The sequence below is a fragment of the Janthinobacterium sp. 67 genome, assembly GCF_002797895.1.
Taxonomy (GTDB): Bacteria; Pseudomonadota; Gammaproteobacteria; order Burkholderiales; family Burkholderiaceae_D; genus Janthinobacterium.
The window spans coordinates 5,758,951-5,783,160 of sequence record NZ_PGES01000001.1; the positions used below are offsets into that span (position 1 = coordinate 5,758,951).

Below are 24,210 nucleotides of genomic sequence, written 5' to 3' on the forward strand. Positions count from 1 at the left end.
ATGCCCGCTGAAAAACCCCGAGTCCGCGCGCGCGGCTTTACCCTGATCGAATTGCTGGTGGTGCTCGGCATCGTGGCGCTGCTGCTGACCCTGGCCGTGCCCCGTTATTTTCCCAGTCTCGACAAGGCGAAGGAAACCGTGCTGGCGGATAATTTGCGCAACCTGCGCACCACCATCGACCAGTTCCACGGCGATACGGGGCGCTATCCCGATTCCCTGGAGCAACTGGTGGAAAAGAAATACCTGCGCGCCATGCCCATCGATCCCATCACGGACAGCGACAGCAGCTGGCTCATCGTGCCGCCGCCCGACGATACGCCGGGCCAGGTGTATGACGTGAAAAGCGGCGCGCCCGGCAAGGACCGCAGCGGCACGCCGTTTGCCGACTGGTAGCGGCCATGCACCGGTCTGCGCGCGGCCAGCGCGGTTTTACGTATCTGGGCCTGATCATTCTGGTGGCCATCCTGGGTCTCGTGGGGGCGGCCGGGCTGAAGATGGGTTCCTTGCTGCAGCGCCAGGCGGCCGAGCAGGAACTGCTCGACATCGGCGCGCAGTTTGCAGATGCGCTCTACAGCTATGCGGCCGCCACGCCGCCGGGCCAGCCGCAACAGCCGCCGACCTTGGCCTCCTTGTTGCGCGATCCCCGCACGCCCCAGCTGCGCCGGCATCTGCGCAAGCTGTTTGTCGATCCCATCACGGGACGCGCCGAGTGGGGCCTGCTCTATCAGCCTGGCAGCAACGGCATCATTGGCGTGCACAGCCTGTCGCAGGCGGCGCCATTAAAAGTTGGCAATTTCGAGGCCCGGTTTGTCGGCTTCGAAGGCAAGGCGCATTTTTCGGAGTGGCGCTTCATGGCCGATTCCCGGGCGGCGTCCCTGCCATCCGCGGGAGCGGCGGCCGTGCCGGCGAGTGATGAAGCAGGCATCGCGCCCAGTGTGCCGGCGCCACCGTTGTTTTTCCGCCCTGTTACCCCGCCGCAAGAACCTGAGCCAGCAGAGCCAATTGAGGCGCCTGAACAGCAAAATCCTGCCGAAAACATTGCCGAGTAGGCGTTTTTACCTTAAAACATGGGAAAAATAAATACGTTCGCCGGTAACTATTCTTTTGTGGAAATTCATAGATATAGGCAAATATTTCATTTCGAAAATAGTTATCTAAGGCGAAACTTAGATAAAATATTTATAAGTATTTCGATGTAATTATGCTACCATTCCGTTCAGTACTTCCGGTACTAAAACTATTGGTGGCCTGCGCATTGCAGCCATAAATTACTTTTTAAGGGATAAACTATGAAATTGAAATTTATCGCTGCAGGCATCATGGCAGCAGCATCGTTCAGCGCATCGGCAGCAACCTACGACCTGGGCATCCTGGATCCAACCGGTTCCGATACCCTGTCGGCTTTCACGACCAAGTTCGCCGTCGATTCGGTAATCGATGATTCGTGGACTTTCCAGTTGCTGGCCCCATCGTCGACCTCGTTCGGTGCACTGCAAACGTTCTCCGTGGCTAACGGCGCGATCAAGGATTTCGCTGCTACCCTCGTCGGTTATGGCGACCTGACCAAAAGCACGTCTACCGGTATCCAGAATCTGAGCTGGGCAGGCCAACTGGCCGCAGGCACCTACACGGTGAAAGTCTCGGGCCTGACCCTGGTGAAAAATGTTCAGTACGTCGGTACGGTTTCGGCCCTGCCAGTACCAGAACCAGAAACCTATGGCATGCTGCTGGGCGGCCTGGCGCTGGTTGGCGCCGTGGCACGCCGTCGCGCCAAGAAAGCTGCTTAAGCTTACGTTGCAATGAAAAAAACCCGCTTCGGCGGGTTTTTTTTCGTCTGGATCAACTGCTTGATGCGAGACGCCGGCAACAGCGTCCTGCGCAATCACGCGTGGCGCTTGAAATCACGGAAGCGGAAGCCTACGGCAAATAAGGTGGCAAAGTACGCCACGCCGCACAGGGCCACCACCAGGGCCAGGGTGCCGGCCCGCAGCAGCGGATGGGCTTGCATGGCGATCCAGTCGATGTGCGCGGCGCCCAGATACGCCACGCCGCCCATCACGATGAGTGCCGGCAGCAGGCGCAGGAAGAACTTGGCCCAGCCCGGTTTCGGCTGGTAGATGCCGCGCTTGCGCAAGCCCCAGTACAGAAAACTGGCGTTCAGGCAGGCGCCCAGGCCGATCGACAGGGCCAGGCCGGCCACGGCGATGTAGGGCACGAACAGCAGATTCATCAGCTGCGTGGCGATCAAGACGCCGATGGCGATCTTCACGGGCGTGCGGATGTCCTGGCGCGCATAGAAGGCGGGCGCCAGGGTTTTCACGAGGATGATGCCGATCAGGCCAAGGCTGTAGGCCACCAGCGGCTGCGTCGACATGGTCACGGATTCGGCCGTGAACTTGCCATAATGGAAGAGGGTGGCGATCAGCGGCGTGGCCAGGGTGGCCATGCCAACGGCGGCGGGCAGGGCCAGCAAAAAGGTCAGGCGCAAACCCCAGTCCAGCAGGGCCGAGTATTCCGTCTTGTCGCCATCCACATTCGCCTTCGACAGGCTGGGCAGCAAGATGGTGCCCAGGGCCACGCCCAGCATGGCGGTGGGGAACTCCATCAGGCGGTCCGCATACGACAGCCAGGAAATGCTGCCCTCGGCCAGGCGCGAGGCGATGCTCGTGTTGATCATCAGGCTGATCTGCGCTGCCGAGACGGCGAACACGGCCGGTCCCATCTTTTTCAGCACGCGGCGCACGCCGCCGTCGGACAGGCCGATGGCGGGATTGATCGACAGGCGCGGCAGCATGCCGATCTTGATCAGCGCGGGAATCTGGATGGCCACCTGCAGCAGGCCACCGGCGAACACGGCAATGGCCATGGCGTAGATCGGTTGTTTCAAATAGGGAGCGAGGAACAGCGAGGCGGCGATGAACGACAGGTTCAGCAGCACCGGCGTGAACGCGGGAATCTTGAATTCGCGCCAGGTGTTCAGGATGCCGCCAGCCAGGGCCACGAAGGACATGCAACTAATATAAGGAAACATCAGCCGCGTCATCCACACGGCCGCGTCAAAAGCGCCCGCATCCTTGGTCAGGCCCGTGGCGATCGCATACACGAACCAGGGCGCGCCGATGATGCCGATGGCGGACACGAGCAAGGTGGCCCAGACGAGCGTGGTGGCCACGTGGTCGGCCAGCTGCTTGCTCGCTTCCTGGCCATGCTGGTTCTTGTATTCAGACAAGATCGGCACGAAGGCTTGCGAGAACGCCCCCTCGGCAAACAGCCGGCGCAACAGGTTGGGGATGCGGAAGGCAACAATGAAGGCGTCCGTGTAGGCGCCGGCGCCAAAGGCGCGCGCGAACAGGCTCTCGCGCAATAATCCGGTTACACGGGACAGCATGGTCATGCTGGAAATGGCGGCGAGGGTTTTAAGCAAGTTCATGGGGGCAGATTATAGCCGGGAGCGGTACCGGAAAACGGTTAAAATATGGTAACAATCGCTGCCGATTCGCCCTTGCCCGCCTCATTTTCACGTGTTTTTGGCGTGACACACGGTTTTTTGATTTGCCCCCGCTTGAAAATATCGCTATAATCGAAGGCTGTACAGAATTCTGTTACGCAGACACTAATGTTTGACAGGCACTGGTTTGGCACACATGGTTCGGCAGACGCACAGAACGCACCGGTTGGCAAACACTAATGTTTGCAAACGCACTTTGACCCTGTTTTAGGAAATTCCATGGCAAATACCGCACAAGCGCGCAAACGCGCTCGTCAAGCAGTTAAGCAAAACGCACACAATTCGTCCCAACGTTCGACCTTGCGCACGGCTATCAAAGCTGCTCGCAAAGCGATCCAGGGCGGCGACAAGGCAGCTGCTGCTGCAATCTTCCAAGCATCCGTGTCGACCATCGACCGTATCGCTGACAAGAAGATCATCCACAAAAACAAGGCAGCTCGCCATAAGAGCCGTCTGGCAGCTGCTTTGAAAGCACTGTCCGCTTAATATTCGCCAGCAGGCAAGCCACCATGGTGGCCTTGCCTGTGCCGGTACGCTGGCACTGGTTGAAAAGCAAAAACCCGCAGATTCGTTCTGGCGGGTTTTTTCGCGTTCCCGCGCCGGTTTTTAAGGCCGTGGCCGTCTGCGGTCGCCCGTATCTTGCGCGCTAGCGCGCCGCCGGCAAGTTGCCGATGCTCATGCCTGGCTTGATGTTCTTTTGCTTGAACCAGCCCAGATGCATTTCCAGCGCATAGCGCACGGGCACGGTCTTGGTGGAGCAATGGCTGTCGAGCGTGTGCGGCTGCATGTCTTCGATGTTGACGATCTTGCCGCTGGCATCGATAAAGGCCACCGACAGGGGCAGCGGCGTGTTTTTCATCCACATGCATTGCGTGGATGAATTGCCAAAGACAAACAGCATGCCTGCATTGGCCGGCATCTTTTCGCGGTACATCAAGCCCTGTTCGCGCTGCGCTTCCGTGGCGGCCACTTCCGCCTGGATCAAATGCATGCCGGCTGACAGTTGCAAGCTCCTCGTTTGCGCCTGGGCCATGCTGACGCAAGACAGCAGGGCGATGGACAGACTGAGACGGCGCAGGCAATTTTTCATGGGGCGGGGCGGTGGCGATCGAAGCGGCGATTAAGCCATGCTGGCGCACGCCTGGTCAAGCCTGCCGCCCGGCCGCGCCGAAAGCGTGGGGTTACCGCAACATGCTCGCCGTCGCCACCCCGGAAACTGCGTTTACTTGACGGGCTTGCCTGCTTCGGCGGGCTGCTTCGTCTTGCGTGCCAGGGGAATCAGGCGCGCCGCATCGGTCGCGGCGGAAGCGTGCACCTGGGCGCCCGACTGGGCCAGTGCGGCGCCGGCAAGCGGGGAGGCGGCCAGGGTTGATATTGCTTTTTTCATCATCTTCCCTTTTGTATCATGTCAGGGTCCGATGATCTTAATTGCATTATCTAAAAATAAATAGTGCTTTCTAGAAAAATTGAGTGCCGCGGCCGCTTTTCCTGGTCGCTTTACGCTTTGCCTATGTTCTCGGCCGGCACTTCGCACCATTCTCCCGGCATCAATGGATGGCTGGCCAGCGAGAACGGGCCGATGGCGCTGCGCACGAGGCGCAGGGTGGGCAGGCCGACGGCCGCCGTCATGCGCCGCACTTGCCGGTTTTTTCCTTCTTTCAAGGTGATCGCCAGCCATGAGGTCGGCTTGTCGGCGCGCGCGCGGATGGGTGGATTGCGGGGCCACAGCCAGTCCGGCTCGGCGATGCGCACGGCCTTGCATGGTTTGGTGATGAAGTCGCCCAGGTCCAGCGGCGCCTGCAGGCGCGCCAAGCTGGCCGCATCGGGCACGCCGTCGACCTGCACCAGATAGGTTTTCGCTTCCTTGCGGTCCGGATGGCTGATCTCGTGCTGCAGGCGGCCGTCGTCCGTCAGCAGCAGCAAGCCTTCGCTGTCGGCGTCGAGCCGGCCGGCCGGATAGATGCCGGGGATGGTGAGATGGTCGGCCAGGGTGGCGCGGCCCTCCTGCGGCGAAAACTGGCACAGGACCTGGAACGGTTTATTGAAGAGGATGAGTGGCATGCTGGTAGAGGAATTGATGTAAACGATGGTGGCTGCTGGTCGGCGCCGCAAAAGCGTGGCGCCCTGTAAGATACTGGTGCATAATGTGAAACGTTAGTCTTATGTCTTATAGAAGACTGTGGCGGTGGGCTTCTTTGGCGATGCGGATGGCCCGGGTGTTCTTTCCCTGCTAAAGTGCGTTGTTGCCGCCCTGTTCGGACTTGTTTTTGTAAACTCTGCAACCGCAGAGCGCGTCGCCGGCCCGCGTTGCCCGCCAGCGGTGTGTCCCACTTCGGAGATCACGATGTATCAACATATCACTGTACCTGCTGACGGCCAAAAAATCACCGTCAACGCCGATTTTTCGCTGAATGTACCAGATAATCCCATCGTTCCCTTCATTGAAGGCGATGGCACGGGCATCGACATCAGCCCGGTCATGATCAAGGTGATCGACGCGGCCGTGGCCAAGGCCTACGGCGGCGCGCGCAAGATCAGCTGGATGGAAATCTACGCAGGCGAAAAATCGACGAATGTGTACGGCCCCGATGTGTGGCTGCCGGAAGAAACACTGGAAGTGCTGAAAGATTACGTGGTGTCCATCAAGGGCCCGCTGACGACGCCCGTCGGCGGCGGCATCCGTTCGCTGAACGTGGCCCTGCGCCAGCAGCTGGACCTGTACGTCTGCCTGCGCCCCGTGCGCTACTTCACGGGCGTGCCGTCGCCCGTGAAAGAGCCGGAAAAGACGGACATGGTGATTTTCCGCGAAAACTCGGAAGATATCTACGCCGGCATCGAATACCAGCAAGGTTCCCCTGAAGCCAAGAAATTGATGGATTTCCTCGTCAATGAAATGGGCGTGACCAAGATCCGCTTCCCGGCCACGTCGGGCCTGGGCATCAAGCCCGTGTCCATCGAAGGCACGGAGCGTCTGGTGCGCAAGGCCATCCAGTACGCGATCGACAATGACAAGCCATCCGTGACGATCGTGCACAAAGGTAACATCATGAAGTACACGGAAGGCGGCTTCCGCGACTGGGCGTATGCGCTGGCGCAAAAGGAATTCGGCGCCGAGCTGATCGATGGCGGCCCATGGTGCAAGTTCAAGAATCCGAAGACGGGCCGCGACATCATCGTCAAGGATTCCATTGCTGACGCGTTCCTGCAACAAATCCTGCTGCGTCCGGCCGAATACAGCGTCATCGCCACCCTGAATCTGAACGGCGATTACATTTCCGACGCGCTGGCCGCGCAAGTGGGCGGCATCGGCATCGCGCCGGGCGCCAACCTGTCCGACTCCGTCGCCATGTTTGAAGCGACGCACGGCACGGCGCCCAAGTATGCGGGCAAGGATTACGTGAACCCCGGTTCCTTGATCTTGTCGGCGGAAATGATGCTGCGCCACATGGGCTGGCTGGAAGCGGCCGACCTGGTCATTTCCTCGATGCAAAAGTCGATCGCCTCGAAGCGCGTCACCTACGATTTCGCCCGCCTGATGGAAGGCGCGACGCAAGTGTCGTGCTCGGGCTTCGGCGAGGTGATGATCGAGCACATGTAATGGAGGGGCAGGGCGCTGCGCGCCCTGCGGACGAAAAAAAACCCCGTTCGAAAACGGGGTTTTTCACATCTGAGGGCCGGCGATGCTTAGGCTGCTTGGATGTTGGAAGCTTGCTTGCCTTTAGGGCCTTGCGTGACTTCGAATTGAACTTTTTGACCTTCTTTGAGGGTCTTGAAACCGTTCATGTTGATTGCGGAGAAATGAGCAAACAAATCTTCGCCGCCATCATCTGGAGTGATGAAGCCAAAACCTTTGGAATCATTGAACCACTTAACTGTACCTGTTGCCATAAAAAGAACTTTCAAAATTAAAACAAATCACACGAGCCATAAAAGCAAGAAGCTTCTTGCCCCCTCCTCGACGTCTCACTTCTTATCAAGCTGTACATTACTGCAACAGTCGATACAGCATTGTTGGCGGAATAAATAATGAAGTCAAGCGCTTTTCCATCGATATTGCCAAATTCTTCACGACAACCAAAAAAGCAACTCTTGATTTTGACGGCAAGGTCGCCATCTGCGCACTATTAAGAAAACGCGTAAGATTGAAAACAATTGGAAAGGCGTAGATATTGCGCATGACAACCACTGTGAAAGCATTAGAATAAGCGTATGGCAACCAAGCACGACACAGAAACCCTGCTGGAGCGGCAAGTGCTGAAGCCGCCACCGCTCTACCAGGTGGCCTTGCTCAATGACGACTACACCCCGATGGAATTCGTGGTGGCCATCATTCAGGAGTATTTCAACAAGGACCGTGAAACGGCGACGCAAATCATGCTCAGTGTTCATCGCTACGGCAAAGGAGTGTGCGGCGTGTTCTCTAAAGATATAGCGTGTACCAAAGTGGAGTTCGTTTTAACGCATGCGCGCAAGGCGGGGCATCCCCTGCAGTGCGTGATGGAGGAAGTATGATTGCGCAGGAATTAGAAGTAAGTTTGCACATGGCGTTTGTCGAAGCTCGGCAGGCACGGCACGAATTCATCACGGTTGAGCATTTACTGCTGGCACTGCTGGACAATCCCTCCGCTGCCGAGGTATTGCGTGCCTGCGCGGTCAATATTGAAGACCTGCGCAAGACCCTCACCAATTTCATCGGCGATAACACGCCGACCGTGCCTGGCACGGGCGAAGTCGACACCCAGCCGACGCTTGGTTTCCAGCGCGTGATCCAGCGCGCCATCATGCACGTCCAATCCGCCTCGAACGGCAAGAAGGAAGTCACGGGCGCCAATGTGCTCGTGGCCATCTTCGGCGAAAAGGACTCGCATGCTGTTTACTACCTGCACCAGCAGGGCGTGACGCGCCTGGACGTGGTCAATTTCATTTCGCACGGCGTGCGCAAGGACCAGTCGACGGAAAGCGCGAAAGCCTCCGAAGGCGTGGAAGAAGCGCCCGTCGATGGCCAGCCGAAGGAAAGCCCGCTCGACCAGTTCACGCAAAACCTGAACAAGGCCGCGGCCGAGGGCAGGATCGACCCCCTGATCGGGCGCGAGGACGAAGTCGACCGCGTGATCCAGATCCTCTGCCGTCGCCGCAAGAACAATCCGCTGCTCGTGGGTGAAGCGGGCGTGGGCAAGACGGCCATCGCCGAAGGCCTGGCCTACCGCATCACGCAAAGCGACGTGCCGGAAATCCTGCAGAATGCCGTCGTGTATTCGCTGGACATGGGCGCCTTGCTGGCCGGTACCAAATACCGCGGCGACTTCGAACAGCGTTTGAAAGCCGTGCTGAAACAGTTGAAGGACAATCCGAACGGCATCCTGTTCATTGACGAGATCCACACCATCATCGGTGCGGGTTCGGCCTCGGGCGGCACGCTGGACGCGTCCAACCTGCTGAAACCGGCACTGGCGAATGGCCAGCTGAAGTGCATCGGCGCGACCACGTACACGGAATTCCGCGGCGTGTTCGAGAAAGACCATGCGCTCTCGCGCCGCTTCCAGAAAGTGGACGTCAACGAGCCGACCGTCGAGCAAACCGTGCAAATCTTGCGCGGCCTCAAATCGCGCTTCGAAGAGCACCATGGCGTGAAATACTCGGCTTCGGCCCTGTCGACGGCGGCCGAACTGGCGGCGCGCTTCATCAACGACCGCCATCTGCCCGACAAGGCGATCGACGTGATCGATGAAGCGGGCGCGGCGCAGCGCATCTTGCCGAAGTCGAAGCAAAAGAAAACCATCGGCAAGGCCGAGATCGAGGACATCATCGCCAAGATCGCGCGCATTCCGCCGCAAACGGTCAACCAGGACGACCGCAGCAAGCTGCAGACGATCGACCGCGACCTGCGCAATGTCGTCTTCGGGCAAGATCCCGCCATCGACGCGCTGGCTTCGGCCATCAAGATGGCGCGTGCCGGCCTGGGCAAGACGGACAAGCCGATCGGCTCCTTCCTGTTCTCCGGTCCGACCGGCGTCGGCAAGACCGAGGTGGCCAAGCAACTGGCCTTCATCCTCGGTATCGAGCTGATCCGTTTCGACATGTCGGAATACATGGAACGCCACGCCGTCAGCCGTTTGATCGGCGCGCCGCCGGGCTACGTCGGTTTCGACCAGGGCGGTCTGCTGACGGAAGCGATCACCAAGAAGCCGCATGCGGTCTTGCTGCTCGATGAAATTGAAAAAGCCCATCCGGACATTTTCAATATCCTGCTGCAAGTGATGGACCATGGCACCTTGACGGACAACAATGGCCGCAAAGCCGATTTCCGCAACGTGATCATCATCATGACGACCAATGCGGGCGCGGAAAGCTTGCAAAAGACGTCGATCGGCTTCACCAATTCGAAGCAGGCTGGCGACGAGATGGCCGACATCAAGCGCATGTTCACGCCGGAGTTCCGCAACCGTATCGACGCGACCATCAGCTTCCGTGCGCTGGACCAGGAAATCATCCTGCGCGTGGTCGACAAGTTCCTCATGCAGCTGGAAGAGCAGTTGCACGAGAAAAAGGTCGAAGCCGTGTTTACCGAGAAGCTGCGTGCCTTCCTTGGCAAGAAAGGCTTCGATCCGCTGATGGGCGCGCGGCCGATGGCGCGCTTGATCCAGGACATGATCCGCAAGGCCCTGGCCGACGAACTGCTATTCGGCCGCCTGGTCACCGGCGGACGCGTCACGGTCGACCTCGACGACAAGGACCAGGTCTTGCTGGAATTCCCGGAACCGCCAGATGCGGCACCGACGGCTGCGCCGGAAACGGTGGAAGTGGAATAAACTTCCTGCAGTCAATGAAAAACCCGCCCACGCAAGTGGCGCGGGTTTTTTTACGTTTTTGTGGGCAATAAAGAAGGTTTTCTTTGGTCGCGCTTATGCCAGAATTGCTATCCGGTATCGACATGATGTCCATGCCGCCTTGACCGCTATCTGGATGCCCACATGAAAATTTCCCGCAATCTAGCCTTGCTCCTGTTGTCCGCCGGCCTGCTGGCTGACGCGGCTGCCGCCGCTCCTGCCGGCAGCTATTTCCGTTTCCCCGCCGTACGCGGCGATACCGTCGTTTTCACGGCTGAAGGTGATTTGTGGAAAAGCAATATCCACGGTGGCGCGGCGCAGCGCCTGACCACGCATCCCGGCTATGAAACGAACGCGGCAATTTCGCGCGACGGCCAGTGGCTGGCGTTTTCCGCCGCCTATGAAGGGGCGCAGGAAGCGTACGTGATGCCGCTGGCGGGCGGCTTGCCGCGCCGCATTTCATATGACAATGGCGGCGTGCTGGTGCTGGGCTGGACGGCGCAGGGCGAAGTGCTGGTCAGCACGCAAAATACGGATGGGCCGGCATCGCGCCGCATCGTCGCCGCCATCGATCCCGTGAAACAGACGCGGCGCGTGTTTCCCGTGGCCGACGCCAACGACGCCGTGCTCGACGACGCGGGCAAGACGCTGTTCTTCACGCGTTTCGGCCTGGCCATGACCAACGACAATGTGCGCAACTACCGGGGCGGCGCGCATGCCACCCTGTGGCGCTTTGACCTCGATGGCAAGGGCGAGGCCGTGCGCATGCATGCGGAGCCTGCCGTGTTGGCGGGCAACAACAAGCGCCCCATGTGGTGGCAGGGCCGCGTCTATTACATCAGCGACGCGGGCGGCAGCGACAATCTGTGGAGCATGCTGCCCGACGGCTCCGACCGCCGCGCCTTGACGACCCACACGCAGTGGGACGTGCGCAATGCCCAGCTGGGCGATGGCAAGATCGTGTATCAATTGGGCGCGGACCTGCAGGTGCTGGACCTGGCGGCAGGCACGGACTCGCCACCACTAGCGATCAGCCTCGTGTCCGACTTCGACCAGCAGCGCGCGCGCCAGATCCGCTCGCCATTGGACACCCTCTCCAACGTGCAGCTGTCCGGCAAGGATGAGCGCATCATCCTGACGGCACGCGGCAAGGTCAGCATCGCCGGTACGGGCAGCCTGCGCCGGGTCGATATCGCCATTCCCGATGGGGCAAGGGCGCGCGACGCCGTCTTTTCCAGCGACGAGAAATCCGTCTTCGCCATCGTCGACACGAGCGGAGAAAACGAAATCTGGAAGTATGCCGCCGATGGCTCGGGCAAGGGCGAGCAGCTGACGACGCAGGGCGACAACCACCGCTGGAAGCTGTACCCGTCGCCGGATGGGCGCTGGCTGGCGCACACGGACAAGAAGGGCCGCTTCTGGCTGCTGGACCTGGCGACCAGGGGCAACCAGCTGATCGACGATGCGGGCAAGGCGGGCGTGGACAAGCACGACGAAGTGCAATGGTCGCCCGACAGCCGCAACCTGGCCATCGTGCGCGTGGCCAGCAACGAGCAGCGCGAGCAGATCGGCCTGTACAACCTTGCATCGAAACAGCTGCAATTCGTCACCAGCGACCGTTATACCTCCGGTTCGCCCGTGTTTTCGCCCGACGGCAAGTGGTTGTACTTTTTGTCGGCGCGCAATTTTCAGCTGGCCAATGGCTCGCCATGGGGCGACCGCAACATGGGTCCCGTGTTCGACAAGCGCATCGGCGTGTATGCGCTGGCGCTGCAGCCGGGCAACCGTTTCCCGTTCCAGGCCGACGATGAGCTGAGCCGTCCGGGAGTGAAACCGGCCGAGACGGACGATGAAAAGGCGGCCGAACAGGCGGCGGAAAAAGCGCTGGAAAAGGCCGGTGGCAAGTCGGCCGTGAAAAAGGCGCCGGCCGCCTTGCCTGCCATCGTCAGCCAGAGCCTGGCCGAGCGTTTGTATGAAGTGCCGCTGGCTGCGGGCAACTACAGTGCGCTGGCTGTGGACGACAAGCGCCTGTATTTCCTCGAACGCGACAGCGGCGAGAACAAGTCCAGCCTGAAGACGCTTGCCATAGGCAATGCGGGCTCGAAGCCGGAACTGCTGGTGACCAATGTGCGCGAATTCGACCTGGCGCAGGATAAAAAACATTTGTACTACCGCACGGCCACGGCCACCGGCCCGGGCGAGATGCTGGTGATCGAGGCGGGCGCCAAGCTGCCGGCCGACCTGTCGAAAGCCAAGGTCAAGGTCGACGACTGGACGTTCGTGTCGAATCCGCGCCTGGAATGGAAACAGATGTTCAACGACGCCTGGCGCCTGCACCGCGACTTCCTGTACGACGCGAAGATGCGCGGCGTGAACTGGAAGGCGGCGCGCGACAAATATGCGCCGCTGGTCGAGCGGGTCACGGACCGGGCCGAACTCAATGACGTGCTGGGCATGATGGTGGCCGAAGTGGGCGCCCTGCATTCGCAGATACGCCCCGGCGAATTGCGCCGCACGGAGCAGGAAGGTACGCCGGCGGGCTTGGGCGCCGTGCTGGCGCGCACCAGCGATGGCTACTTGGTCGAGCATGTCTACCGCAGCGAAGCGGAATTGCCGTCGGCGCGCGCGCCGCTGTCGCGCCCCGACGTGGACGTGAAGGCGGGCGACGTGATCACGGCCGTCAACGGCAAGGACGTGCTGGCCGCGCGCGATATCAGCGATTTGCTGTTGAATCAGGCCGACAAGCAGGTGCTGCTGCAGGTCAAACGTGGCAAGGGCGCGCCGCGCGCCGTCATCGTCACGCCCGTCAACATGGCGAAACAGACGGTGCTGCGCTATGGCGACTGGGAATTGAGCCGCGCCGAGCAGGTGGCTGCCGCCTCGCAGGGACGCATCGGCTACCTGCACCTGCGCGCCATGGGCGCCAATGACATCGCCTCGTTCGCCCGCGATTTTTACGCCAACATCAACCGCGAAGGCTTGATCATCGACGTGCGGCGCAATAACGGCGGCAATATCGACAGCTGGATCATCGAAAAACTGCTGCGCAAGGCCTGGGCTTACTGGGCGCCGCCAGGCGTGCAGCCGTCGTCGAACATGCAGAACACCTTCCGCGGCCATTTGGTGGTGTTGGTCGATGAACTCACGTATTCGGATGGCGAGACTTTCGCCGCCGGCATCAAGGCATTGAAACTGGCGCCGCTGGTGGGCAAGCGCACGGCCGGCGCCGGCGTCTGGCTCAGCGACAATACGCGCCTGGCCGACAACGGCATGGCGCGCGTGGCGGAAAACGGCCAGTTCGGCATCGACGGCCAGTGGCTGATCGAAGGCGTGGGCGTGGTGCCGGATGTGGAGGTGGAAAACCCGCCGCACGCTACCTTCAATGGCGCCGACCGCCAGCTGGAAGTGGCGCTCGACATGCTGGCGAAAAAGCTCAAGGAGCAGCCGCGCCCCGCCTTCCAGGCGCAGCCGATCCCCGCGCTCAGGTAGTCCCGCTACAGGCCGCAGGCGGCCTTGAACTGCTGCGCGCGGCGGCGCGACACCTCGACCACGCTGCCGTCCAGCAGGTGCAGGACCAGGCCATCGGCGGCGTTCGGCGCCAGCTGCGCCACCTGCGCCAGGTTGACGATCTGGCGCCGGTTGGCGCGCAGGAACAGGGCGGGATCGAGCTTTTCTTCCAGCTGGTTCAGGGTGCGCAGCATCAGCGGCCGCTGCGCGCCGAAATGCACGCGCGTGTAATTGCCTTCCGATTCCAGCAGGCGGATATCGCCAAACGCGACGAACCAGCAGCGTTCCCCATCCTTGATGAAGACCTTGCGCGGCGCAGGCGGCGGCACGGCTTGGGCCCGCGCGCCGGCGCGCGCCAGCGCCGTGGCCAGGCGCGCCGCCTGCACGGGTTTTTGCAGGTAGTCGAGGGCGCTCACCTCGAACGCCTGTAGCGCGTACTGGTCGAAGGCCGTGCAAAAGATGACGTCGGGCGCATCATCGAGCGCGGCCAGCAGGTCGAAGCCGGAGCCGCCCGGCATCTGCACGTCGAGCAGCAGCAGGTCGGGGCGCAGCTTGCCGATCTGCGCGACGGCATCGGCTGCGCTGGCCGCCTCGCCGACGATCTCCACGGCGCCGCACTGCACATGCGGTGCCAGCAGCCGACGCAGCTCGGCGCGCGCCAGGCGCTCGTCATCGACCAGCATGACCTTGAGCGGCGATCCGTTCATGGCCGCTCCGGCAGGTCGATGGTGGCGTAGACCCAGCCCGCCTCTTGGCGCAAGGCCAGGCTGGCGCGCTCGCCGCAGGCCAGCTGCAAGCGCTGGCGCGCATTGCGCAAGCCGATGCCGGTGGAGCCGGACGCGCCGCGCAGCTGGCCCGTGTTGGCCACCTCGATCCGCAGCATGTCCACGCCGGTGCTGCGCTGCGCGGCAATGCGGATATCGCCGCCGTCGGCGCTCGCTTCGACGCCGTATTTGACGGCGTTTTCCACCAGCGTTTGCACGGCCATGGGCGGCACGCGCACGTGTTCCAGGTCGGGCGCGCTGATCTCGACCGCGAAGCTGACGCGCAGGCGTTCCTCGAAGCGTATCTGTTCGATGGCCAGGTAGGCGCGCACGGCGTCCAGTTCGGCCGCCAGCGGCACGGTGGGGTGCTGGCCCGATTGCAGCGCGTGGCGCATCAGCTTGGCCAGCTGGTCGATCATGTGCGCGGCCGCGTCGCGGTCTTCGAAGATCAGCGCACGCACGCTATTGAGGCTGTTGAAGAAGAAATGCGGATTGACCTGCGCCTGCAAGGCGCGCAGTTCCGCTTCCCGCCCACGCAGTTGCAGGCGCAGGGTTTCCGCTTCCAGGTGGGCGGCGCGGCGCAGCGACAGCGTGGTGAAGTAAAACACCGTCCAGGTCAAAAATACCCCGAACCAGAACAGCAGCGCGCCGGGCAGCCAGGCGATGCCCCGGATGGTGCCGGGCGGGTACATGACGTGGAAGGCTACCGTCACGCTGGCCGTCTGGATGGCGGCCAGCACCATCAGCGACGGCACGATGCGTTTCCAGCGCAAGCCGTTTGCCGCCCAGCCGCGCCGGAGCAGGACGCCATGCCACAGGTGCGACAGCAGCAGCCCGCCCAGCGAGCCCCAGCAGGCAATCGTCACGACGATGCGCAGCTGCGAGGAGCCGCCATACACGCTGTTGAACAGGGCGAGGGCGCCCCAGCCGGCCAGCTGGAAGGTCCAGTACCAGTTGATCCTGGCCAGCAGCGGCGGCCGGTGCACGGGCAGGTTCACCGCTTAGTCCAGGAACTGTTCAATGCGTGCAACCATCCAGTCCGGCTGGTCGTACATGATGAAGTGGCGCGCCGTGTCGGCCAGCGCGATCCGCACGCCGGGCAGTTGTGCATACTGCTGCTGGAAGGTCGCTTCGATGGCGGCGCGCGGCGCGTAATCCTTGTAGGCGATCCAGGTGCCCAGCACCAGGGTCGGCGATTTGATTTTCGCCACATCCTGGCGCAGGTCGCTGGCAATCAGGGTGCCCATGGCGTTGATGACCGTTTCGCGGTCCGAGCGCTGGCCCCAGCCGATGATGCGTTCCACATCGGCCGGCGCGCTGGCCATGCCGCTTACCGTGCGGCGCTGGCTGGCGCTGGCGCCGGCCGCATCCTGGGCCCGCATGGCCGCTTGCATCTGCGTCGCCATGGCTTGCAGCTGTTCCGGCGTGCTCGATGGCAGCTGCGCCGCGCCCAGCGCCGGCAGCGAGTCGACGATCACCAGCTTGCCCGTCTGCCGCGGATGGTCGATGGCCATTTTCAGGGCCACGAAGCCGCCCAGGCTATGCCCGATGATGGCCGGCTGGGCCAGTTTTTTCGCCACGATGTAGTCGGCCAGTTGCTGTTCCGCCTGCGCCAGCAGGTCGCCTGCGATGGCCGGCACGCCGGCAAAGCCGGCCAGGGTCAGCACGTGGCATTGGCGCGTGGCTTGCGGGCCGCACAGGCGCGCCACCGTGCCTTGCCAGACTTCGCCCGATGACGCCAGGCCGGGAATCAGGATCAGCGGGCGGCCCTGGCCCGTGACCTCGGCCGTGAAGGCTGTGGGCGCGGCGGCCTGGCCGGCGCCCGCCAGCAGCACGCCGGCGAGCAGGATACAAGTTTGCAGTGTTCGTTTCATTGGGTACTCCTCCTTGACGACCATGCTAGCGGCGCCGGCGTGCGGCCGCCAGCGCCGCGGGATGAGCGGCGGCAGGGCGGGATGAGCGGTTCATATCCACACATCCTGATCCTGGCAATGGTCGGGAAGGTAGGTCAGGTACTGCACCAACCGCGGCACCGGGCCGCGGTTGGGCGTGGCGCAATGGGGCAGGGCCTGGTGCCAGAGGAGGAAATCGCCGGCCATGCCGGCGACAGGCACGGGCCGCAAGTTGTCGACGGCCCACTCGCGCGGCTGGCGGCCCGGCGGCACTTGCCGCAGCCAGTCGGCCATGCGATGCTGGAAGCCGGGCACGCAGTGAAAGGCGCCGTATTGCGCGGGACAGTCGCTCAGGTACAGCATGCCTTGCAGCTTGAATGGTACAGGCTGTTGCAGGCTGACGTCCCAGTGCAGGGCGCTGCCCAGGAAGCGGTGCTGCGGTGTTTCCGGCGGATTGAAGCTGACCTTGTCGATGCTGGCGTAGATGCCGGTATCGATACCATACAGTTGCTGGCAGGCGTGGCGGATGTGCGCGCAGTGGCGGTTTTCCTCGAGGGCAGGATGGTCGGAAAACTGCAGCATCAGGCCCCGCTTGCCCGGGTGTGGCTGGTACCACGATGCCGGCTCGTCGGGACTGGCGCCCAGGTAGTCCCAGATGGCCGCCCGGGCAGCGGCGCACTGCGCGCGCGGCACGGCGCTGCGCAGCACGAGGTAGCCATGCTCCTCGAAATATCGCAGGTCGGCGGCGGACAGCACGTCCTGGTGGGGACTCGCGACGTGTGCGGGCCGCACGCGCGTGCGGCCAGCCAGCCACGCCTGGAAGGCTTCCAGGGTAGGGCGCTGCTGGAACAGGAACTGCATGGCGTCTTCCATGGAAATGCCGCGCGCATACAGCGCCTTGATGTCCCTGTGGTCGCGCGCCAGTCCGCTGGTGCCGCTGGCGTTAGCGTGTCCCGTGCAGCGCTGCCATAACTCGTGCAAGTGGGGCCAGTCGTCCATGGTGTGCTGGGAATGGTTGAAAAATCAGCCGGTGCGCAGGCGGCGCCACAGCGTGGTGCGGCTGATGCCGAGATACTGGGCGGCGGCGTCGCGGCGCCCGCCGAAGCGGGCCAGCACGGCGCTGGCGCTTTCGTCTTCCAGGCGCGGCGCGGTAGTGGCAGCGGCAGCGGCGGCTGGTGCCGGCGGCAGCGCCGCGCTTGCAGCGTTGGCCAGCTCCGGCGCCACGCCCAGCACGAAGGCGGGGGTGAGCGCCTGCAGCGGTTCGGCGGCCAGGAACAGGGCCAGGCGCTCGGCCAGGTTGCGCAGTTCGCGCACGTTCCCGGGCCAGTCGTAACGGCGCAGCAGCGGCGCGCAGGCCTGGACTTCCGCGTGCAGATTGGGATGCGGACGAGCGCCCAGCGCGGCCAGCGCGTTTTTCAGCGACCATTCGGCGAGGCCGGCAATGTCGCTGGCGCGTTCGCGCAAGGCGGGCAAATGCAGGCGCAGCACGGCCAGGCGGTAGAACAGGTCGGCGCGGAAGCGTCCTTCGCGGATGCGCTGTTCCAGGTCACAGTGCGTGGCGCTGATGATGCGCACATTGATGGCGATGGGCCGCGTGCCGCCCACGCGCACCACTTCGCGCTCTTCCAGCACGCGCAGCAGGCGCGTTTGCAGGGCCAGCGGCATTTCGCCGATTTCGTCGAGGAAGAGGGTGCCGTGGTTGGCCGCCTCGAACAGGCCCGCGTGGCCGCCCCGGCGCGCGCCCGTGAAGGCCCCGTCCTCGTGGCCGAACAGTTCCGATTCGAGCAGGGATTCGGCGATGGCGCCGCAATTGATGGCGATGAAGGGCCGGTTCGCGCCCAGGCTGCGCGGGCTTTCGCGGTGGATGGCCTGCGCCACCAGTTCCTTGCCGCTGCCCGTCTCGCCCTGGATCAGCACCGTGGCCGGCGAACGGGCGAACAGCACCACGGACTGGCGCAGCGCTTCCATCGCTTCCGATTCGCCACGCAGATCGTGCAGGCCGTGGCGCGCGCGCAGGGTGTCGGCGACCACCGCGCGGCGTCCCCGGGTCGATTCGATCTGCGTCAGGCGCGCCAGTTCCAGCGCGTCGTCGAAGGCGCGCCGGATGGCCGTGGCCGAATACACGAAGACGGCGGCCAGTCCCGCCTCTTCGGCCAGGTCGGTGACGAGGCCCGCGCCGACGACGGCTTTCACGCCGGCCGCCTTCAGTTCATTGATCTGCGCGCGCGCGTCTTCCTCGGTGGCGTAGGTGCGTTGCGCGATCTGGAAGCCGAAGGTGGCGGCGAATTCGGCCAGTTCCGGCATCGGGTCCTGATAGGTGACGACGCCGATGTGCGGCGAGATGCGCCGCGCGCGCGCCAGCGCCTGCATCACGTCGTAGCCGCTGGCCTTGGCGATGATGACGGGCACCGACAGCCGGCCCTTGAGGTAGGCGCCGTTCGAACCGGCCGCGATGACGGCGTCGCAGCGCTCGGTGGCCATGCGTTCGCGGATGTGGCGCACGGCGTCGTCGAAACCCAGGTTGATCGGTTCGATCGTCGCCAGGTCGTCGTATTCGAGCGTGATGTCGCGGAACAGGTCGAACAGGCGCGAGACGGAGACGGTCCAGATGACGGGTTTGTCGCGGTGGTCGAGCGGAGGTTGGGGAGGGCGGCGCATGCTTTATTCTAAACGATTTGTTTCATTTTCTTGCCATGCAACGGCGCTGCAACGGGCGTGTTGCAAGTGGTCTGTGGCGTTTCAGATATTGCCAATAAGGAATATGAAAAAACCGCCGGAAACTGGTTTATGATCTAGCAACACCATGATGCTTGAGAGAATTTTTGCCCAGGCACATGTTTATCTCATCCTTAACCGTCCCATGGTGTCCATGCAGCGCGTACCGACCAGCCCCGATTTCATCGCCGATGCCTTGCAGCTGATCGCCTTGCCGGCCTGCGCCTGCGATGCCTGCGGCATGGTGGTGGCGGCGAATGGCGCCTTGCAGGCCTTGCTGGGTACGGACATTTCAGGGCGCTTGCTGGCCGACTGTTTTACGGACGCCTACCGCGCCTCGAGCACCAGCATGCTGCGCGGCGCGCTTGGTGCGGCCGGGCGCGAGCGGCAGTGGGACAGCAGCCTGCAAGGATCGGGGGGCGCCATCGCCGTGCAGGTATGGTCCAGGCCGCTGCTGGTGGACGATGGCTTGCCGGGCGCGACCCTCGTGTTTGCCGACATCCGCGTGCAGCAGCGCGACCAGCAAGCCTTGCGCAAGACCTTGCTGGAACAGCAAGCCATCCTGGAAAGCGCAGCCGTCGGCATCGTCTTTTCCAAGGGCGGTTTCATCGAGGAGTGCAATATCCGCGCCGCCGAGATGCTCGGCTACGCGCGCCACCAGTTGACCGGCATGCCGGGCGCGGTGCTGTACCGCTCCGCCGAGCATTGCCGCGCCCTGGGACTGGAAGCGGCGCCGCTGCTCTCCAAAGGCAAGCCATACCGCACGGAGCTGGAATTGCGGCGCCAGGACGGCAGCTTGTTCTGGAGCCGTTTGCACGGGCGCGCCGTCGATCCCCTCAATACGCATGACGGCACGGTCTGGATCATCGAGGATATCAGCGACCACCGGCGCGATGAAGACCAGCTGCGCCGCGCCATGCTGGAAATGCAGGCAGTCATGGACAACGCGCCGCTGGCCATCGGCTTCCAGCGCGACAAGGGCGTGCTGCGCTACAACCGGCGCTTCGCCGAATGCTTCGGCTTCGATGGCGACAGCGGCGTCGGCATGGCCGTCGCCGACCTGTATCCGTCGCGCGCGGCCTACGAGAACGTCGTGCGGCAGGCTTCGCCCCTGCTGCGGCGCGGCTTGCCGTTCCAAGGCGAGATGGAAATGCGCCGCCGCGACGGCTCCACGTTCTGGGCGCTGGCCTACGGCTATGTGCTGAACCCGGAAAACCAGTCCGACCGCGCGCTGCGCGACACGATCTGGCTGTTCGACGACCGCAGCGCGCAAAAGGCGGCCGAGGAGGCCACGCGCCAGTTGATGCTCGAGCAGCAGGCCATTCTCGACAATGCTTCCGTCGGCATCCTGTTTTCCCGTTCGCGCCTGATCCTGCGCTGCAATCCCCGCTTCGCCGAAATGTTCGGCTACGCGCAGGAAGAGATGACGGGCTTGCCCGCCGCCGCACTGTTTCCCTCGCCCGCCGCCTACGAGGAATTCGGCGTGCAAGCCACGCCGCTGCTGGGACAGGGCTTGCCCTACGAGCTGGACGAATCGCTGTTCCGCCGCCGCGACGGCAGCCTGTTCTGGTGCCGCATCCGCGCCAAGGCCGTCGACCAGGCGCACAGCGAGCAGGGCGCCATCTGGATACTTGAAGACATCACGGCCAGCCGCCAGGCGCAGATGGAAGTGGCGGCCATCATGACGAATGCCTCGGTCAGCATCCTGTACACGAAGAACCGCCAGATCACGCGCTACAACCTGGGCTTTGCCGCCATGTTCGGCTACAGCGGCGACGAGGCGCTGGGCCTGCCCGGGCGCGCGTTGTACGTGTCGCAGCAGTCCTACGATTTGCTGGGCGCGGCCGCGTTTCCCTTCCTGTCCGTCGGCAAGCCCTTCCAGACGGAAGTGGAGATGATGCGCCGCGACGGCAGCACCTTGTGGGCGCAGCTGATCGCCTATGTCGTCAACCCGGACGACCCGGCCGCCGGCACCATCTGGATCATCGAGGACCGCACGGAAGCCAAGCGCGCCGAAGAGTCCCTGCGCAACGCGCTGCTGGAAAACCAGGCCATCCTCGACAGCGCCGTGCTGGGCATCTCGGTGATAGAGGGCGGCCACAATTTGCGCGCCAACAGCAAGATGGAAGAGCTGTTCGGCTATGGACCCGGCGAGATCAACGGCCTGTCGGTGCAGGCGCTGTATCCGGACGTGGCCGCGTGGAAGGTGGCGCGCGGCGAGACGGCGCGTGATTTCGAGGCGGGCAGGGTGCACATGTCGGAATACCAGCTGGTGCGCAAGGATGGCAGCCGCTTCTGGGCGCGCCTGTCCGGCCGGCCGTTTGACCTGGCGCATGCGCATGGCCGTTCCGTGTGGCTGGTCGACGACGTGACGGCGCGCCGCGAGGCGGCAGAGGCGGTGCGCCGCGCGCGCGACGAACTGGAACTGCGCGTGCAGGAGCGCACGGCCGAACTGGCCGGCGCCAACCTGCTGCTGCAGGGCGAGATCGCCGAGCGGCGCCAGGCCGAGGCGCGCGTGCACCACATGGCTTACCACGACAACCTGACGGGCTTGCCGAACCGCGCGCTGCTGTCGGACCGGCTGGAACGGGCCATGCTGGCCTCGCAGCGCTCGGAGCGCAAGCTGGCCGTGATGTTCATCGACCTCGATCGCTTCAAGACGATCAACGATTCGCTGGGCCACATGACGGGCGATTTGCTGCTCAAGGAAGTGGCTGCCCGGCTGTGCGGCGCCGTGCGCGCCAGCGACACGGTGGCGCGCCTGGGCGGCGATGAATTCGTCGTGCTGGTGCCGGGCATCCGCGGCGGCGAGGAAGCGGCGCGCGTGGCCGAGAAGATCATCGAGGCGCTCACGCCCGCCTTCCCGCTCGACGGCCACGTGCTGCACGTGACGCCGTCGATCGGCATCTGCCTGTATCCGGACGATGGCGACGACGTCGACGCCCTGATGCGCCATGCGGATGCGGCCATGTACCACGCCAAGGGCAATGGCCGCAACAACTACCAGTTCTTCACGCAGACGATGAACCAGGCGGCGGCCCTGCATTTTGATCTGGAAAGCAGCTTGCGCACGGCGCTGGCGCTGCAGCAGTTCGAACTGGTTTACCAGCCCGTCATCGATATCGCCACGCGCCGCCTGCACGGCATGGAAGTGCTGCTGCGCTGGCGCCGTCCCGGTCACGGCCTGGTGCTGCCGGACCGCTTCATTCCCATCATGGAGGAAAACGGCTTGATCGTGCCCGTGGGCGAATGGGTGATGCGCCAGGCCTGCGAGCAAAGCATGGCCTGGCAGCGCATGGGCTTGCAGCCCGTGCCCCTGGCGGTGAACCTGTCGCCACGCCAGTTCATGCACAAGGGCCTGGTGGCGGCCATCGGCGCCGTGGTACGGGAAACGGGGATCGACCCGTCGCTGCTGGAATTCGAGATCACCGAGACGGCGCTGATGCAGCACGGCGAGCATACGCTGGAGATTTTGCGGCAGATCAATGGCATGGGCCTGCGCCTGTCGATCGACGATTTTGGCACCGGCTATTCCAGCCTGGCCTACCTGAAGCGCTTCCCCGTGAAGAAGGTCAAGATCGACCGCGCCTTCATCAAGGACCTCGAGCACAGCGGAGAAGACCGCGCCATCGTGGCGGCCATCATCGCGCTGGCCGACAGCCTGCAATTGTCGGCCGTGGCCGAAGGCGTGGAAACGGAAGAGCAGTTCGCCCTGCTGCAGGCGAACGGCTGCCGCTATGCGCAGGGCTACCTGTTTTCCGCGCCGGTTCCAGCAGCGAATGCGCAGGTGCTATTGGAGAGGCGCGTCGTTTAATCGATCGTGGCGACGACCGGCGCGTGGTCGGACGGCTGTTCCCACTTGCGCGGCACGCGGTCGATCACGCAGGCCTTGCAGCGGCCGGCGAGGGCCGGCGAGAGCAGGATATGGTCGATGCGCAGGCCCTTGTTCAGGCGGAAGCCCAACTGGCGGTAATCCCACCAGCTGAACGATTTTTCCGCCTGCTCGAACAGGCGGAAGGCGTCCGTCAGGCCGATGTCGAACAGACGTTGCAGGGCGGCCCGTTCCTTGTCCGAGACCAGCACCTGGCCGGCCCAGGCGACGGGGTCGTGCACGTCGCGGTCGTCGGGGGCGATATTGTAGTCGCCGACGACGGCCAGTTGCGGGTGCAGCAGCGCTTCTTCGGCCAGCCAGTCGTGCAGGGCGGACAGCCAGCCCAGCTTGTATTCATATTTGTCCGAATCGACGCTCTGGCCGTTCGGCACATAGGCGCAGACGACGCGCACGCCACCGATGGTGGCGGCCAGGATGCGCTGCTGCGCATCTTCATAGCGGGGATTATTCCTGACCACGTCGGTGATCGGCAGCTTTGACAGGATGGCCACGCCGTTGTAGGTTTTCTGGCCGCTGAAGACCACCTGGTAGCCGGCCGCCTCGATCTCGGCGACAGGGAACTTGTCATCCGTGAGCTTGGTTTCTTGTAGGCACAGTATGTCGACCGGGTTGTCTGTCAGCCACTGCAGCACTTGCGGCAGGCGCACTTTGAGCGAGTTGACGTTCCAGGTGGCGAGTTTCATGGGGAAAAATCCTTGCTTGTATAGGTGGCGATAGGCGCGAATCTTACCGCATGCGTGTCGATGGCGTCCTGTCCCGCTTGTCGGGCGGGGGCTTTATTGACATGCAGGGAACGAGGCGTTCATGAACTATTTGTATTTAACCAATCGTGGCGCATGAATATTATGTTTTTGTGTATCATTGATCAACCCCTATGTTTGATTTGGCATAAGTGGCTGGCGTCGCAGGCTGCGTCTCGCCGTTTAACGCGACAAAGGTGTAAAGTTTCTCGCTAAAACGAGATAAAAACTACTAAAATGGCACAATGTAACAACTGTGTCATACGGCTTTGTTACAGCCAAGTGAAGAACCGAACAGGAAGCAGTTGTAATTAGTTGTAATTGCTATTCCGATTACATGACCACTGTGCCGGGGACGGAGTGTC

At 62.9% G+C, this 24,210-nt stretch carries 20 protein-coding genes; 9 read left to right on the forward strand and 11 right to left on the reverse strand.

Going from position 1 to position 24,210, the window contains the following annotated elements; genetic code table 11:
- From CLU90_RS25850 to CLU90_RS25860, 3 genes are all read left to right on the forward strand, one after another.
- On the forward strand, window positions 1-393 hold the full coding sequence (locus tag CLU90_RS25850; RefSeq protein WP_100429200.1) for a type II secretion system protein: 393 nt from the start codon (window positions 1-3) through the stop codon (window positions 391-393).
- 5 nt (window positions 394-398) lie between these two features.
- Entirely contained in the window at window positions 399-1,049 is a 651-nt protein-coding gene (locus CLU90_RS25855) for a type II secretion system protein (protein WP_100429201.1), read from the forward strand.
- 240 nt (window positions 1,050-1,289) lie between these two features.
- Window positions 1,290-1,787, forward strand: coding sequence for an FxDxF family PEP-CTERM protein (locus tag CLU90_RS25860; protein ID WP_100429202.1), 498 nt, complete (start codon window positions 1,290-1,292; stop codon window positions 1,785-1,787).
- Window positions 1,788-1,882: 95 nt separating this feature from the next.
- On the opposite strand, the gene murJ is transcribed toward CLU90_RS25860, so the two are convergent.
- Window positions 1,883-3,430, reverse strand: coding sequence for a murein biosynthesis integral membrane protein MurJ (gene murJ / locus CLU90_RS25865; RefSeq protein WP_100429203.1), 1,548 nt, complete (start codon window positions 3,428-3,430; stop codon window positions 1,883-1,885).
- Between the two features lie 297 nt (window positions 3,431-3,727).
- On the opposite strand from murJ, the gene rpsT reads away from it, so the two are divergent.
- Window positions 3,728-3,994: a 30S ribosomal protein S20 gene (gene rpsT / locus CLU90_RS25870; RefSeq protein WP_010395935.1), complete on the forward strand. Its 267-nt coding sequence runs from the start codon at window positions 3,728-3,730 to the stop codon at window positions 3,992-3,994.
- Window positions 3,995-4,154: 160 nt separating this feature from the next.
- Here rpsT and CLU90_RS25875 read toward each other — a convergent pair whose 3' ends face one another.
- From CLU90_RS25875 to CLU90_RS25880, 3 genes are all read right to left on the reverse strand, one after another.
- A complete protein-coding gene (locus tag CLU90_RS25875) occupies window positions 4,155-4,598 on the reverse strand; it encodes a DUF192 domain-containing protein (RefSeq protein WP_100429204.1) in 444 nt (147 codons plus the stop codon).
- A gap of 132 nt (window positions 4,599-4,730) precedes the next feature.
- A complete protein-coding gene (locus CLU90_RS29510) occupies window positions 4,731-4,898 on the reverse strand; it encodes a hypothetical protein (RefSeq protein WP_157808903.1) in 168 nt (55 codons plus the stop codon).
- A gap of 107 nt (window positions 4,899-5,005) precedes the next feature.
- Complete coding sequence (locus CLU90_RS25880) at window positions 5,006-5,569, reverse strand: pseudouridine synthase (protein WP_092715225.1); 564 nt, start codon at window positions 5,567-5,569, stop codon at window positions 5,006-5,008.
- 283 nt (window positions 5,570-5,852) lie between these two features.
- Here CLU90_RS25880 and icd point away from each other — a divergent pair, with 283 nt between their 5' ends.
- Complete coding sequence (gene icd, locus CLU90_RS25885) at window positions 5,853-7,106, forward strand: NADP-dependent isocitrate dehydrogenase (RefSeq protein WP_046682579.1); 1,254 nt, start codon at window positions 5,853-5,855, stop codon at window positions 7,104-7,106.
- An 86-nt stretch (window positions 7,107-7,192) separates the two neighbouring features.
- On the opposite strand, the gene cspE is transcribed toward icd, so the two are convergent.
- Window positions 7,193-7,396, reverse strand: coding sequence for a transcription antiterminator/RNA stability regulator CspE (gene cspE, locus CLU90_RS25890; protein WP_010395943.1), 204 nt, complete (start codon window positions 7,394-7,396; stop codon window positions 7,193-7,195).
- 321 nt (window positions 7,397-7,717) lie between these two features.
- Between cspE and clpS the strand changes: the two genes are divergently transcribed.
- The 3 genes from clpS to CLU90_RS25905 all read left to right on the forward strand — a co-directional run bounded on the left by clpS (window position 7,718) and on the right by CLU90_RS25905 (window position 13,824).
- On the forward strand, window positions 7,718-8,020 hold the full coding sequence (clpS, locus tag CLU90_RS25895) for an ATP-dependent Clp protease adapter ClpS (protein WP_034751577.1): 303 nt from the start codon (window positions 7,718-7,720) through the stop codon (window positions 8,018-8,020).
- Entirely contained in the window at window positions 8,017-10,317 is a 2,301-nt protein-coding gene (gene clpA / locus CLU90_RS25900) for an ATP-dependent Clp protease ATP-binding subunit ClpA (RefSeq protein ID WP_100429205.1), read from the forward strand. Before clpS ends, clpA begins: the two co-directional genes overlap by 4 nt.
- A 162-nt stretch (window positions 10,318-10,479) precedes the next feature.
- Window positions 10,480-13,824 (forward strand): S41 family peptidase, encoded by a 3,345-nt coding sequence (locus CLU90_RS25905; RefSeq protein WP_100429206.1) that lies wholly within the window; start codon window positions 10,480-10,482, stop codon window positions 13,822-13,824.
- A gap of 5 nt (window positions 13,825-13,829) precedes the next feature.
- Here the strand turns inward: CLU90_RS25905 and CLU90_RS25910 are convergent, their stop codons facing one another.
- From CLU90_RS25910 to prpR, 5 genes are all read right to left on the reverse strand, one after another.
- Window positions 13,830-14,549, reverse strand: a complete 720-nt coding sequence (locus CLU90_RS25910) for a LytR/AlgR family response regulator transcription factor (RefSeq protein WP_092715231.1) — start codon at window positions 14,547-14,549, stop codon at window positions 13,830-13,832.
- Entirely contained in the window at window positions 14,546-15,604 is a 1,059-nt protein-coding gene (locus tag CLU90_RS25915) for a sensor histidine kinase (protein WP_232731337.1), read from the reverse strand. The genes CLU90_RS25910 and CLU90_RS25915 overlap by 4 nt, the downstream gene beginning before the upstream one ends.
- A gap of 3 nt (window positions 15,605-15,607) precedes the next feature.
- Window positions 15,608-16,480 carry an alpha/beta fold hydrolase gene (locus tag CLU90_RS25920; RefSeq protein WP_157808904.1) on the reverse strand — a complete coding sequence of 291 codons (873 nt, stop codon included), beginning with the start codon at window positions 16,478-16,480 and terminating at the stop codon, window positions 15,608-15,610.
- Window positions 16,481-16,570: 90 nt separating this feature from the next.
- Window positions 16,571-17,497, reverse strand: a complete 927-nt coding sequence (locus CLU90_RS25925) for a phytanoyl-CoA dioxygenase family protein (protein ID WP_092715235.1) — start codon at window positions 17,495-17,497, stop codon at window positions 16,571-16,573.
- Between the two features lie 24 nt (window positions 17,498-17,521).
- Window positions 17,522-19,156: a propionate catabolism operon regulatory protein PrpR gene (prpR, locus tag CLU90_RS25930; RefSeq protein ID WP_092715237.1), complete on the reverse strand. Its 1,635-nt coding sequence runs from the start codon at window positions 19,154-19,156 to the stop codon at window positions 17,522-17,524.
- 211 nt (window positions 19,157-19,367) lie between these two features.
- Between prpR and CLU90_RS25935 the strand changes: the two genes are divergently transcribed.
- Complete coding sequence (locus tag CLU90_RS25935; RefSeq protein WP_100429572.1) at window positions 19,368-23,027, forward strand: sensor domain-containing protein; 3,660 nt, start codon at window positions 19,368-19,370, stop codon at window positions 23,025-23,027.
- Here CLU90_RS25935 and xth read toward each other — a convergent pair.
- A complete protein-coding gene (gene xth / locus CLU90_RS25940; protein ID WP_092715240.1) occupies window positions 23,024-23,788 on the reverse strand; it encodes an exodeoxyribonuclease III in 765 nt (254 codons plus the stop codon). The two genes, CLU90_RS25935 and xth, sit on opposite strands and share 4 nt — an antisense overlap.
- Window positions 23,789-24,210: the final 422 nt, after the last annotated feature.